The organism is Desulfoluna sp. HI9BLuna, from assembly GCF_056829775.1.
The window spans coordinates 6,009,100-6,022,852 of the sequence record NZ_CP186555.1 but is presented as its reverse complement, the minus strand read 5'-3'; the positions used below and the strand labels follow the sequence as shown (position 1 = coordinate 6,022,852).

Genomic DNA, 13,753 nt, shown 5'->3' with positions numbered 1-13,753 from the left:
GCACAGCCGGGGGCTTTTTTTACGTAACGCAATCTCAGGTTCGGTATCAGCCGCCGAATTTTTCAATGTACCCGCCGATGAAGACCACCAGGATGATCAGGGGCAGGATGTATTTCACGTAGAATTTGGTTTTCTCCGGGTAACGGAGCCCGTGGCCTTCGTTGGCCTCTTTGACGAAGGAGTCCCAGCCCCACCCTATTTTATAGCTGCAGAAAAAGGCAAAGATCAGGGAGCCGATGGGCAGCAGGTTGTTGCCCACGATAAAATCCTCCAGATCGAGGATCACGGTGCCTTCCCCAAGGGGGTTGATGCCGCTCAGGACGTTGAAGCCCAGGGCGCAGGGCAGGGAGAGAAGGAAGAGGAGCACCCCGTTGTTCAGGGAGGCGCGCTTTCTGGTCCAGCCCCACTCCTCCATGGTAAAGGCCATGATGTTTTCAAACACGGCGATGACTGTGGACATGGCGGCAAAGCTCAGGAAGAGGAAGAAGAGGGTGCCCCAGATACGGCCGCCCTCCATGGTGTTGAAGATGTTGGGCAGGGTGACGAAGATCAGGCCGGGCCCGGCACCGGGATCTTTTCCGAAGGCAAAACAGGCCGGAAAGATGATCAGGCCGGAGAGGATGGCAACAAAGGTGTCCAGGCCAATGATGTTGAGGGATTCACCGGTAAGGGAGCGGTCCTTGCCGATGTAGCTGCCGAAGATGGCCATGCTGCCGATGCCGAGGCTCAGGGTAAAAAAGGCCTGGCCCATGGCCGCGTAGACGGTCTCCCAGACCCCGGTCTCCATGAGACGGCCGAAGTCGGGCATTAAATAAAAGGAGAGCCCTGCGGACGCGCCGGGCAGGGTGACGGACTTGACCACCAGGGCGATAAGGATCACGAACAGGGAGGACATCATCCACTTGGTGATGTTCTCCACCCCTTTTTGCAGCCCCAGAGAGCAGGTAAAAAAACCTAAAACCACGGTGAGACCCATCCAGAACACCAGGGTGCCCGGGCTTGCCAGGAGCCCGCCGAAGAAGCCGCCCACCGCATCCGGGGAGAGGCCCGCCAGGTTGCCTGTGAGGGTGTGATAAAAATAGGCAAGCATCCACCCGGCAACCGTGGTGTAGAACATCATAAGGATCAGGTTGCCGAGGATGGCGAAATAGCCGTAGAGGTGCCAGCGGCTTCCTTTGGGCTGCAGGGCTTTCAAGGCCCCGGCAATGTTCTTCTGGCCACCGCGTCCGATGGAAAATTCCATGACCATGATGGGCAGGCCCAGGATGAAGAGGAAGAGGAGGTAGATCAACACAAAGGCCGCCCCCCCGTACTTTCCGGTGATAAAGGGAAAACGCCACACGTTCCCCAGGCCGATGGCGCATCCGGCGGAAATAAAAAGGAAGCCGATGCGGCTTCCGAGCTGCTCTCTCTGCTTGACTAAACTCACGAAACGCTCCTTCTCTGATTTGGTCTTGTCACTATGTTGGTAACCCCTTGTTTGATCACTGTTTTCCGGTACCTTATCGAGGACAGGGATAGCTGGTTCGCCATGAATTCAATGTTTTCATTAAATTCAGCGGGTTCGGTTTCGGTTTTCTCAAAAAAAGCTTCGGATTCTGTGTATAGTAACGCATATGAGCCCTGATTTCCAGCTTTTCGAAATATTTCAACCCATAGCCCACCGATGGCGGCCCTGTCGCCATCTGACTGAATTGTTTTCCCGGGAAGACTCCCATGCCGGTGAGGCAGGCAGAGTCCATGGAAAGCGCCTTCAATGGTGGCTGACCGGGCCGTGCCAACTGTTTTTTCAACTGGACTTTTTGAAAAATCGATGAAATTATTAGTAAATAAACATCTTTAACCATTACCTGATGCGCGCACCTCGCCACGCGAACTCACGCGCCCCCTACCTGCGGTGATCTTTCAATCAATCCGGCTGACTGCTCGCAGGCCAACAGCCCGTGGATGTCTCCAGTACCCGTAAGCGGCCCCCTTGCCATTTTCCGAGCAAAGCCCCCGTCCGCTTTCGGTGACGCAGTGTCTTCTCCGTATCCCCATGCCTTTTCCCTGCGATGCGGACGCCGAGCCCGCCGGGCCGATCACCTGACTGCCATGCACCCTTTTCCCAGCACCGAGGGAATCGATCATGAACAGAATGTCCAAGGGATCTCCGGGCCCCCGGGCCCGATATTTCATGCTTTTGTCTCTTCTCCTGCTTCTCAGCTCTCCGCTTCGGGCCTCCGAACAGGAGGTGGTTGATTTGAGTATCGAGGATCTCATGAACATCAACGTGACCTCGGTGGGCAAAAAAGAGCAGCACCTCTCGGACAGCACGGCCGCAGTATTTGTCATCACCAACCAGGACCTGAAACGGTCCGGGGTCACCAACATTCCCGATGCCCTGCGCATGGTACCCGGGCTCACGGTCTCCCGCATCGACTCGAACAAGTGGGCCGTGAACAGCCGCGGTGCCACCAGCCGGTTTGCCGACAAGTTGCTGGTCTTCATCGACGGACGCACCGTCTACACCCCGTTTTTCTCCGGGGTCTACTGGGAGGTGCAGGACGTGATGCTCGAAGACGTGGACCGCATCGAGGTGATCCGAGGGCCCGGGGCTACCCTCTGGGGAGCCAATGCGGTGAACGGGGTCATCAACATCATCACCAAGCAGGCCTCGGACACGGTGGGGGGCGTGGCCACTGTGGGCGGGGGAACCACGGAAGAGGGCTTTGCCGAGGCGCGTTACGGAGCGGCCCTGGGCAAGGCCACCCACGGCCGTTTTTATGCCAAGGGCTTCAAACGGGATGAGTTTGAGCGCGCATCAGGGGACGGGGCAGGGGACGACTGGGAAATGGCCCAGGGAGGGTTTCGGGTGGACACCCGGCGAACGGCAAGGGACAGCTTTACCTTCCAGGGGGATCTCTACGACGGGGAGATCAATCAGGAGGTGGTGCTTCCCACCCTTGCACCACCCTATGCCGAGATCGTGGACGACACCGCCGATGTGTCCGGGGGCAACCTGCTCACCCGCTGGCAACGGGTCCTCTCCTCCACATCGGACCTCTCCCTGCAGCTCATCTACGACGTATCAAAGCGGGAAGAGGCCTTCACCAACGAAGAAAAAGAGAACATCGACGTCGATTTTCAACACCACTTTAAGGCCGGGGAGCGGCATGACATTGTCTGGGGGGCCGGGTACCAGCGGATCCACGATGAGCTGGCCGACACATCCGTGCTGATGTACTCTCCGGAGAGCCGCACCGACGACCTGTTCAGCGCCTTTCTCCAGGATGAGATCCTCCTTTCCGACAACAGGCTCTGGCTTACCCTGGGCAGCAAAGTCGAACACAACGAGTCCACGGGCTATGAGGTCCAACCCAGCGCGCGCCTCCTCTTTTCCCCCCGCCCCAACCACAAACTCTGGGCCGCGGTCTCCCGTGCCGTGCGAACCCCGTCACGGGTCGAACGGGACGGGGTGGTTAACCTTTATGTGGTCCCCCCCATGAGCCCGGAGAACCCTTCGCCCCTGCCCGTGGTGGTTACGGGAATCGGCGTGGACGACGAGCAGTCCGAAGAGCTCATCGCCTACGAAGTGGGGTACCGGTTCATGCCAAGGCCCACCGTTTCCGTGGACATTGCAGGCTACTACCACGACTACGACCACCTGCGGGTCACCCGCCAGGGCGCCCCCGAGTTTCAGGGAACCTACATCAAGCAGCCCTTTTTCCTGGTGCATGAGTTTTCGTCCCGTGCCTACGGCGCAGAGCTGGCAACGGCCTGGCAGGTGACGGACTGGTTGAAGGAGGACCTGGCCTACACCTACCTGAACAGCAACCTGGAAGAGGAGGGGCAGGTGGGACGGGAACCCACCCATCAGGTCTCCCTGCGTTCGGCGGTGGATATGGGAAATGACCTGGAACTGGACCTCTGGCTCCGGTACGTGGACGACTCCAGCGCGGCCTATGCCGCGTCCCCGGACGGCACGTATGAGATTGACGACTACCTCACCCTGGACGTCCGTCTGAGCTGGGCTCCCGCCCCGGCCCTGGAGCTCTCCGTGGTGGGCCAGAACCTTCTGGACGAACGCCACCCGGAGTATGTCATGGAAAACTACGGTCTGCCCACAGAGGTCCCTCGCAGCGTGTACGGTAAAATCACCTACCGTTTTTAAGGCTATCGGATGACCTATGCGAAATACATTCGCCGTACCTGGCGTATCGTCTCGTGTACGGCCCTGATCTTTCCGGCCCAGCTTTCCTTCGGGCCCAAAGACACCCTTGCAGCTGCCATGGACGAACCCACGGTCAAAGCGGCTTTTGTTCTCAATTTTGCAAGGTACACCCAGTGGCCCGAAGATCACTTTGAGACGGCTGACGAGCCCTGTGAACTCACCGTGTTCGGGGGTACCGGCATGGAAGAGGCCTTTCAACGCATCGAGGGCAAACCCATCGGGTCCCGGCCGTTAAAAATACGGTTCACGGACGATCCCGAAACACTTGAAGGGTCCCATATTGTTTATTTCTGCCGGGAGACGCCCCTGGAGAAACGCCTTGCGGCCCTTGACGCCGTCAAGGACGGCTCCACCCTGACCATTGGTGACGACATGCCCCGTTTCCTGGGGTCCGGCGGGCTCATCAACATGTTCAAGAAAAACGACCGGCTGCGGTTTGAAATCAACGTGGAACGTGCCCTGCAGGTGAGGCTGAAGTTCAGGTCCCGGCTGTTGCGGCATGCAATCATTGTGGGTGGCCCATGAGCGGTGGCGACGCAGTACGACAAATGAAAAACCTGTCCATCCGGACCAAACTGGTCCTGCTCTTCAGCCTGCCCGCAGTCCTGACGGTGATTCTTCTGTCCACGGCCCTTGTGTTCAAGGAGAAATGGACCAGCAGGAAGAACCTTGCCCGAGAGCTCAGCTCCATGGCCGGGGTCGTTGCGGTGAACAGCGGCCCGGCCCTGCTCTTCAACGACGAATTGTCCGCCCGGGAGACCCTCATGTCCCTGGAGGCAAAGCCCGATATCGCCGCAGCACTCCTCTACGATGCCCGCGGCAAACTCTACAGCAGCTACACGGCCCTGGAAGCCGACCGGCAAGCCCTTACGGCCGAGCTCAAGGAAGCCTACCCGGACAGGGCCGCGCTTTTCCGTGAGGTCCTCGGGGGAAAGAGAACCATCTTCCTCGTGTCCCACCACGCCCATGTGCTCCGGCCCGTCATCGCCAACGATGAGGTCATCGGTGCCATTCACCTGGTGGACAACATGCAGCAGATGCGCATCCGTCTTCACACGGATTACATCGTGTTTGCATTTTTCGTGGCCTTTACCCTTGCGGTGATCATCGTGATGTCGGTGAAGATGCAGATTATCTTCACCGGCCCGGTGCTGGGGCTCATGCAGTCCATGAACCGGGTGATCCGGGAAAAAAACTATGCGGTGAGGGTTCACAAGGAGAGCGACGATGAGTTCGGGACCCTCATCGACCGGTTCAACGACATGCTCGAAGAGATCCAGCGGCGGGACAACGAACTGAAAACGCACAGCCTGGGCCTCAGCCGAGCCAAGGACGACGCGGAGAAGGCCACCCGGGTCAAATCCCAGTTCCTGGCCAACATGAGCCATGAGATACGCACCCCCATGAACGGGGTGCTGGGCATGGCGGGTCTGCTGCTGCAAACCAGCCTGACCCCGGAGCAGGAGCGCTTTGCCCGCACCATCCGCAACTCCGGGGAATCCCTGCTCACCATCATCAACGATATCCTCGATTTTTCCAAGATCGAGGCGGGCAGGCTGGAGCTGGAGACCATCGACTTTGACCTGCGGACCCTCATCGAGGGCGTTGTGGACCTGCTCCTGCTGCGCGCCCATGCCCAGGGCAACGAGCTGAGCATTCACATCCCCGAGGCCACCCACACCCACCTGCGCGGCGATCCCACCCGGCTGCGCCAGGTGCTCACCAACCTTCTGGGTAACGCCGTCAAGTTCACGGATAAAGGCTCGGTGGTGATCCGGGCGTCCACCACCCTGAAGACGAAGGAGACCGTGGAGCTCAGCGTGTCCGTGGAAGACACCGGCATCGGCATCAGTCCCCGGGACCGGACCAAGCTCTTCAAGCCCTTTTCCCAGGCCGACGGGGCCACCACGCGAAAATACGGCGGCTCCGGCCTGGGGCTGGCCATCTCCATGGAGCTCATCTCCCTCATGGGGGGGTGTCTGGACTGCGAAAGCACACCAGGGAAGGGGTCCCGCTTTTTTTTCACCGTGCCCCTGAGGGCAGGGCAGGGAACGTGGCGAAGCACACGAGAGGGCCGATCCGTGGATATCTCCGGCCTGAACGTCCTTATGGTGGACGACAGGATTGAGCCCCACCGGGCCATCATCGAGCCCATGCTCTCGTCCTTGGGGGTTCCCCGCACGATCATCGACGACGGCAGCGCCGCCCTGACCCTCCTGAACGACGCCAGGGCTTCGGACCGGCCCTTTGACCTGGTGATCCTGCTGGACAGCCCAGCCGAAACCGACGTCCTGGGACTGGCCCGGGCCATCAAGGCCCGCCCGGAGCTGAGCCACCTTCCCATCATCCTCATCACCCCCCCGGGATTCCGCGGGGAGGCCAGGCTTGCGGCACGGGCAGGGGTTTCGGCTTATCTCACCAAGCCGGTGAGCCGCACCGATCTGCACGCGGCCCTGGTGAAGGCCATGTCAGAGACACCCCAACGCTCCGACCTGCCCTTGATTACCCAGCACTCCATCGCCGAAGAGATGCGTCGGTTTCACCGCCATGTGCTCGTGGCCGAGGACAACGAAACAAACCGTGAGGTGGTCGTCTCCATGCTGAAACTGTTCGGATGCCGTGTGGATGTGGTTGAAAACGGCAGGGAGGCTGTGGAAGCGTTCCGGCAAAACAGCACCTATGACCTCATCCTCATGGACTGCCAGATGCCGGTGCTGGACGGGTATGGCGCTGCCGAAGAGATCCGTGGCATTGAAGCGGAGAAAGGGTTTGCCCGGACGCCCATCGTGGCCCTCACCGCCCAGGCACAGGATGAAGACGACCGGCGCTGCCTGGCGTCGGGCATGGACGGCTTCATCAGCAAGCCCTTTGACATCGACAGGATCGGCGCCACGCTGGAACGATGGCTCGGCGAAGGGGCGGGCACCCGCCCGAAGCTCTCCGCGTCCTCAGCGGACCGGCAAGGGGCCCCGGACGAAGCGGACGGCGTCGACCTCATCGACCGGAAACGCCTCGCCGCCCTCCAGGAACTCAAGGCAGACGGAGAGCCCGACATCCTCGTGCAGGTCTTTACGGCCTACCTGAGAAATTCCGAGGCCATCCGCACGCAGATGACACAGGCCCTGAACCCCTTGGATATATCCGCCCTTCAGCGGGCGGCCCACAGCCTCAAATCGAGCAGCGCCAACATCGGCGCAACCGGACTGGCAGACCTGTGCAGGGACCTTGAGGTGAGATGCAGCAGGCAGTGCGGCGATGACGCCGACGCACGGGTACACGCCATTGAATCGGAACTCATGTTGGTCAGGAACGCCCTGGAAGAGGAGATAACATCCCATGATGTATGAAAAGCATGCACGGAAAAAACCGCTGGCCCTCATCGCAGATGACGACCTGTCGCTGCGCCTCTCCATAAAGGCGGCCCTGAAAAAATGCGATTTTGATGTCCTGGAGGCGGAAAACGGGCGTCAGGCCCTGGCGCTGTTCCATGCGGAGAAGCCGGATTTTATCCTTTTGGACGTCATCATGCCCGAGATGGACGGCTTTGACGTCTGCGCGGCCATCCGCAAATCCCTGTACGGCCGGTATCCCCAGATTCTCATGGTAACGGGCCTGGATGATGTGGAGTCAACGGCCAGGGCTTTTGAAGTCGGGGCCAACGACTTTGTCTCCAAGCCAATCAACTGGGTGATGCTGGGCCATCGGGCCCGATACATGCTCCGTGCCGGATTCGCCTTTCGGGAGCTCTACATGAGCCAGAGCCGCCTGGCCAAAACCCAGGAGCTGGCCAAGCTGGGGAACTGGCAGATCGACCTCAACAGCAACGATTTCCATTGCTCCACCGAAGCCAGTCGCCTGCTGAGACTCGACACGGGCAACGCCCCCGTCTCCCTGGATGATTTTCTGGCACCCATCATGGGCCATGAAAAGGAGAAGGTCCGAAAGGAGATGAACGATGCGGTCAAGGCACGGAAAAATATGAGCGTGAGCTACAGCGTTCTCTATCCCGACGGCACCCAGAAGCACATCCTCAACCAGGGGGAGATCCTCTTCAACGAACAGGGCATGCCGGAAATGATGCTGGGGGTGGTGCAGGATGTCTCCCAGTTGAAACGCGCCGAAGAAGAGATCATGCACTTAGCCTTCTACGACGGGCTCACCGGGCTTGCCAACCGCATGCTCTTTCTGGACCGGCTGGACATGGCCATCAAGGACTCCACCCGCAACGACCAGAAGTTTGCGCTCCTCTTTCTGGACCTGGACCGGTTCAAGCGCATCAATGACACCCTGGGCCACCACATAGGCGACCTGCTCCTGAAGCAGGTGGCGGAAAAGATGCAGGCCTGTATCCGAAGCACGGACCTGGCCACCCGCAACGTCATGGACCGCTCCGAGCCCACCATCTCCAGGCTGGCAGGGGATGAGTTCACCATCATCCTCTCCAACATAAGGTCCCCGGAGAGCGCGGCTCTGGTAGCAAGACGCCTCATCAAGGAGATCTCCACCGAATACGACCTGGAAGGCCAGGAGGTCTCGGTGTCCGCCAGCATCGGCATCAGCGTGTTCCCCAACGACGGGCAGACCGCAGACATCCTGCTTCGAAACGCGGATTCGGCCATGTACAACGCCAAGAACAGTGGAAAAAATCAGTTCCAGTTCTACATCGAATCCCTCAACATTGTTGCCACCGAACGTTTTTCCCTGGAACGGGACCTGGCCCGGGCCATCGACCGCAACGAGCTCGTGCTCTACTACCAGCCCCAGATCGACCTGGCCACCCGGAAGATCGTGGGCGCCGAGGCCCTGATCCGGTGGATGCACCCCCAAAAGGGCATGGTCCCCCCCGACAAGTTCATCCACGTGGCCGAAGAGTCGGGCCTCATCATCGACATCAATAAGTGGGTGCTGCTCATGGCCTGCCGCCAGAGCGACGGATGGATAAAAAACGGGTTTCCGGACCTCAACATCGCCGTGAACCTTTCGGGCTACAAATTTGCCCACCAGAACATCGTCACCAGCATCCGGGACGTTCTGGAGACCACCCGCCTGGACCCCACCAACATCGAAATAGAGATCACCGAGACCATCCTCATGCAGGAAACCGAAGAGACCATCGAGACCCTCAAAGAGATCAAGGACCTCGGGGTGCGCATCGCCCTGGACGATTTCGGCACGGGCTACTCCTCCTTGAGCTACCTCACCACCTTTCCCGTGGACGTCATCAAAATCGACCGATCCTTTGTCATCGGAAGCACCATCCACAAAAACAACCGCATCATCATCAAGGCCATCATCGCCATGGGCCACAGCCTCGGCAAAAAGATCCTGGCCGAAGGCATCGAGACCGAGGAGCAGTACGAGCTCCTGAAATCTTACGGTTGCGACGAAGCCCAGGGCTACTATTTCAAAGCCCCGGTCCCGGCCACCGAATTTTTCCGGCTTCTCAAGATGGGGTCCCTGTAATCAACCGGTCTTTTTCGCCTTCCTCTCGTCAAATCCCTCGATTCGGTGGCCCATTGCTGATATGTAACGGGGCGAATCGGCTGTGGAGCCGGTGTGAATCAAATAGAAAGTCAACGCCGAAGGCCCTTATTCAGGGGATTACGGCTTCTGAAGGACGGCAGGATATGCTCAAGATCGGTCAGATGAACTCGCTCGTTGCCGAGCGTTACATGGAATTCGGCTTCTACCTCAACCCACGGGAGGAGCAGGTTCTCCTTCCCAACAAATACGTACCCGAAGGCTTCAAGCTCGGGGACCGCATCGACGTCTTTGTCTACACCGACTCCGAAGACCGCCCCGTGGCCACCACCCTGAAGCCCAATGCCATGGTGGGGGAGTTTGCCGTCATGACGGTAAAGGACGTGAACCCCTTCGGCACCTTTTTCGACTGGGGCCTGGAAAAGGACCTCCTGGTGCCCCGAAGCGAGCAGCAGAAGCCCATGGCCGTGGGGGAGAAGTACGTGGTGTATGTGAGCCTGGATGAAGAGACCGGCAGGGTCTTCGGATCCACGCGCCTGGGCCGCCACTGCGCAAAGGTGGCCACCGACCAGACCGTGGGCCAGGAGGTCTCCCTCCTCATCTACGGCATCACCAAGCTGAGCATCCAGGCGGTCATCGACGACACCTGCCTGGGCATCCTCTACCGCAATGAGGTGTTTAAAAAGGTGTCCATCGGAGAACGTCTCACCGGCTACGTCTCCCGCATCCGGGAAGACGGCAAGATCGACCTCACCCTGAAAAAACCGGGCTACCAGTCCATTGAAGGCTCTTCTGAACGAGTGCTGGAGATCCTTAAAAAAGCCGGAGGCTTTGTGGCCTGCCACGACAAGAGCGCCCCGGAAGAGATCAAGGGCGTCTTTTCCATGAGCAAGAAAGAGTTCAAACGTACGGTGGGGGCGCTTTACAAAAAAGGGCTCATCGAGCTGAGCGATACGGGGATTCGCCTGAAAGAGGTGTAAATCCCATGGAATTGGCGTGCCGCACTTCGGTGCGGCAGAGGCTCCGTCCCACGAAAAAAGCCGCACAGGAGTGCGGCGCTCCATCTGACATCCCAGCCGTGGCTTTTTCACCCAGGCCCGCAGTGTCAAAAATACCCGAAAGAACCACACAGTATGGAGCGCCGCACTCCGTGCGGCATACGCTCCGCCCCACGAAAAAAGCCGCACAAAAGTGCGGCGCTCCATATGACATCCCCAACCGTGGCTTTTTCACCCAGGCCCGCAGTGTCAAAAATACCCCGGAGAACCACACATCATGGAGCCGCACTCCGTGCGGCAGACGCTCCATCCAACGAAAAAAGCCGCACAGGAGTGCGGCGCTCCATATGACATCCCCAGCCATGGGTCTTTCATCCAGGCCCGCAGTGTCAAAAATACCCCGTAAAACCACACATCCTGGAGCGCCGCACTCCGTGCGGCATACGCTTCGTCCCACGAAAAAAGCCGCACAGGAGTGCGGCGCTCCATAGGACATCCTCAAGCCGGGGGTTTTCCACCCAGGCCCGCAGCGTCAAAAATACCCCGGAGAACCACACATCGTGAAGCGCCGGACTCCTTACGGCAGACGCTTCGCCCCACGAAAAAAGCCGCATAAAAATGCGGCGATCCATATGACATCCCCAGCCGTGGGGCTTTCATCCAGGCCCGCAGCTTCAGAAATACCCCGGAGAACCACACATCCTGGAGCGCCGCACTCCGTGCGGCATGCGCTTCTCCCTACGAAAAAAGCCGCACAAAAGTACGGCGCTCCATATGACATCCCCAGCCGGGGCTTTTTCATCCAGGCCCGCAGTGTCAAAAATACCCCGGAGAACCACACATCGTGGAGCGCCGCACTCCGTGCGGCATACGCTTCATCTCACGAAAAAACCACACAAAAGAGCGGCGCTTCATGATATTTTTTCAAGCACTTAGACACCACACCTAAAGCGTTACATCGCATATTGCTTCAGCTTCCGGTAAAGGGTCGCCCGGGAGATCCCAAGGATCTTGGCGGTGCGGGCCATGTTGCGGGAGGTGGCCTCCAGGGTGTCCTGGATCATCTTCCGGTTCATCTCCTCCAGGGTGCCGGCCTGGCTGGGCTGATCCGCCGGAGCAGGGGAGAGGCTCAGGTGTTCGGGCTTAAGCTCCCGGCCTTCGCAGAGGTGCAGGGCGCGCTGCATGCAGTTTTCCAGCTCCCGGACGTTTCCCGGCCACGGGTGGGAACACAGAAGGTCCCGGGCCTCCTGGCTGAGCCCCGGGGGCTCCTCGGCGTTTTCCGACAGAAAGAGGGCCGACAGGGCAAGGATGTCCTCCGGCCCTCGTGTGTTCAGGGGCGGGATGGCAATGGGAAAGACGTTCAAGCGGTAGTAGAGGTCCTCCCGGAACCGGCCCTCCCGGATGGCTTCGAGAAGGTTCACGTGGGTGCTGGCGATGATGCGGGTGTTGATCTTCACGGGCTTGTCGGCGCCGATGCGGTAGACCTCTCCGGTCTGGAGCACCCGCAGGAGCTTCACCTGCATCTTGTGGGGCATATCACCGATCTCGTCCAGAAGGATGGTGCCGGTGTTGGCCAGCTCGAATTTTCCGGGTTTCCCCCCTTTGGAGGCGCCGGTAAAGGTCCCTTCCACGTACCCGAAGAGCTCGCTCTCCAGAAGGTTGGCGGGGATGGCCCCGCAGTTGATGGGCACAAAGGCGTTCTGGCTCCGGTCGCTCTGGTTGTGAATGGCCTGGGCAAAGAGCTCTTTGCCCGTGCCGGTCTCCCCCTGGAGCAGCACGGTGGTGTCCGATGTGGCGGCCCGCTTGGCAAGGTTCAGGGCCTCCACAAAGGGAGGGCAGGAGCCCACCAGGCTGTCGAAGGTGAAGTGGGCCCGGGTCCCTGCGATGGTGTCGGCCAGTTTGTAGATCTCCTTGACCTCGGAAAAGGTAATGAGGGCCCCCAGGCGCTCTCCCTCCGGGGACATCACAAGCTGCACGGTGTGGATGAGGGTCAGGGTCTGGTTCTGGATCTTGAGGCGGCTCTCCTTGTTCACCCAGGACTCAGGGCGGGTCTGCACATCGTCCAGGTCGATCTTCAAGCCCTTTAGGGCTGTGATGGGCTGGCCCGCCAGGTTGTCCATTTTGAGGATCTCGGCTCCCCGCCGGTTGACCCGCCAAATCTGGTTTTCGCTGTTGATGATGATAAGCCCGGTGCGGGAGGTGTCGATGACCTGGTCCAGAAACCGCACGTTCAGGGCCAGTTCCTTGTTACGCCGGAGCACCCGGAGCTGCTGTTCGGCGGCCCGGGCCGCGGTGGTGACCATGTAGAGGGTGTGGGGATGGGCTTTGGTGGAGGGACCGGACACGGCGATGACGCCGAGGAGTGTTCCCTTCTTCCCGAACACCGGGGCTGTGGAGCTGGTCAGGCCGTGGGCCTGGCGGCAGTAGTGCTCATCCCCGATGAGCTGAATGGGGCTCCCCAGCTTCAGGCACAGGGCGATGGCTGTTGTGCCCACGTCTTTTTCCGTCCACCGGTACCCGGGGATGCAGTTTCGCTTGGCCGCGCTCTCAATGAGATTGCTGCTGCCCTCGATATGGAGGATATAGCCCTCGGAGTCCACGGCGGCGATGACAAACTCGTTGGGTGACAGGAAGTTGTAAAACTCCTCGAACTGCGGCAGCAGCACATCCAGAAGCTCGCTGTTCTCATTGCGTTTCGCCTTGAGCTCGGAAGGGGAGAGCAGGGTCTGTTTGGTGTTGCGCAGGATGGGATTGATCCCCCGCGCTGCTGAGCGCCGGTGTGACAACGCGATCTGTCGGCGCATCTCATCGACACCGAGAATCTGTCCTTGTTTCATGGGCCTCCGGGTGTGTGTCTGGGGTCATCGGTCACAGGGAGTCTCATTTTGACACATGTCGCATTTTGAATCAAACCTTTCCTCTCTCTTTAAAAACAAGCCCTTTACGCGGCCTTTCCTTCGGGGCTTTCTCAAAATGAAACAGTTTGCCTGCTTCCTCCCGGGGACGTGGGCAGCCCGGCCACCGGGCTTTTTGCCATAAAAATACCTTGATACCAAATCAA

At 59.5% G+C, this 13,753-nt stretch carries 8 protein-coding genes; 5 read left to right on the top strand and 3 right to left on the bottom strand.

Going from position 1 to position 13,753, the window contains the following annotated elements; all coding sequences use genetic code 11:
- Positions 1–46 precede the first annotated feature (46 nt).
- Both ACOYW0_RS24420 and ACOYW0_RS24415 read right to left on the bottom strand, forming a co-directional pair.
- Positions 47–1,429, bottom strand: coding sequence for a sodium-dependent transporter (locus ACOYW0_RS24420; protein WP_482416318.1), 1,383 nt, complete (start codon positions 1,427–1,429; stop codon positions 47–49).
- A 73-nt stretch (positions 1,430–1,502) separates the two neighbouring features.
- Positions 1,503–1,847 carry a hypothetical protein gene (locus ACOYW0_RS24415; RefSeq protein WP_482416317.1) on the bottom strand — a complete coding sequence of 115 codons (345 nt, stop codon included), beginning with the start codon at positions 1,845–1,847 and terminating at the stop codon, positions 1,503–1,505.
- 281 nt (positions 1,848–2,128) lie between these two features.
- Here ACOYW0_RS24415 and ACOYW0_RS24410 point away from each other — a divergent pair, with 281 nt between their 5' ends.
- The 5 genes from ACOYW0_RS24410 to ACOYW0_RS24390 all read left to right on the top strand — a co-directional run bounded on the left by ACOYW0_RS24410 (position 2,129) and on the right by ACOYW0_RS24390 (position 10,674).
- Positions 2,129–4,153 (top strand): TonB-dependent receptor plug domain-containing protein, encoded by a 2,025-nt coding sequence (locus ACOYW0_RS24410; protein ID WP_482416316.1) that lies wholly within the window; start codon positions 2,129–2,131, stop codon positions 4,151–4,153.
- Between the two features lie 9 nt (positions 4,154–4,162).
- Positions 4,163–4,738 carry a YfiR family protein gene (locus ACOYW0_RS24405; protein WP_482416315.1) on the top strand — a complete coding sequence of 192 codons (576 nt, stop codon included), beginning with the start codon at positions 4,163–4,165 and terminating at the stop codon, positions 4,736–4,738.
- Positions 4,739–4,761: 23 nt separating this feature from the next.
- Positions 4,762–7,560: a hybrid sensor histidine kinase/response regulator gene (locus tag ACOYW0_RS24400; protein WP_482416314.1), complete on the top strand. Its 2,799-nt coding sequence runs from the start codon at positions 4,762–4,764 to the stop codon at positions 7,558–7,560.
- On the top strand, positions 7,550–9,676 hold the full coding sequence (locus ACOYW0_RS24395) for an EAL domain-containing protein (RefSeq protein ID WP_482416313.1): 2,127 nt from the start codon (positions 7,550–7,552) through the stop codon (positions 9,674–9,676). The genes ACOYW0_RS24400 and ACOYW0_RS24395 overlap by 11 nt, the downstream gene beginning before the upstream one ends.
- A gap of 164 nt (positions 9,677–9,840) precedes the next feature.
- Positions 9,841–10,674: a CvfB family protein gene (locus ACOYW0_RS24390; RefSeq protein ID WP_482416312.1), complete on the top strand. Its 834-nt coding sequence runs from the start codon at positions 9,841–9,843 to the stop codon at positions 10,672–10,674.
- A 971-nt stretch (positions 10,675–11,645) separates the two neighbouring features.
- Here the strand turns inward: ACOYW0_RS24390 and ACOYW0_RS24385 are convergent.
- Positions 11,646–13,529 (bottom strand): sigma-54-dependent Fis family transcriptional regulator, encoded by a 1,884-nt coding sequence (locus ACOYW0_RS24385; protein WP_482416311.1) that lies wholly within the window; start codon positions 13,527–13,529, stop codon positions 11,646–11,648.
- Between the last annotated feature and the right edge of the window lie 224 nt (positions 13,530–13,753).

What these genes read in the sequence shown, in the direction of transcription:
- ACOYW0_RS24400 (WP_482416314.1), top strand. Translation starts at nt 4,762, where the DNA reads ATGAAAAACCTGTCCATCCGGACCAAACTGGTCCTGCTCTTCAGCCTG.
- ACOYW0_RS24385 (WP_482416311.1), bottom strand. Translation starts at nt 13,529, where the DNA reads ATGAAACAAGGACAGATTCTCGGTGTCGATGAGATGCGCCGACAGATC.
- ACOYW0_RS24405 (WP_482416315.1), top strand. Translation starts at nt 4,163, where the DNA reads ATGACCTATGCGAAATACATTCGCCGTACCTGGCGTATCGTCTCGTGT.
- ACOYW0_RS24415 (WP_482416317.1), bottom strand. Translation starts at nt 1,847, where the DNA reads ATGGTTAAAGATGTTTATTTACTAATAATTTCATCGATTTTTCAAAAA.
- ACOYW0_RS24410 (WP_482416316.1), top strand. Translation starts at nt 2,129, where the DNA reads ATGAACAGAATGTCCAAGGGATCTCCGGGCCCCCGGGCCCGATATTTC.
- ACOYW0_RS24395 (WP_482416313.1), top strand. Translation starts at nt 7,550, where the DNA reads ATGATGTATGAAAAGCATGCACGGAAAAAACCGCTGGCCCTCATCGCA.
- ACOYW0_RS24390 (WP_482416312.1), top strand. Translation starts at nt 9,841, where the DNA reads ATGCTCAAGATCGGTCAGATGAACTCGCTCGTTGCCGAGCGTTACATG.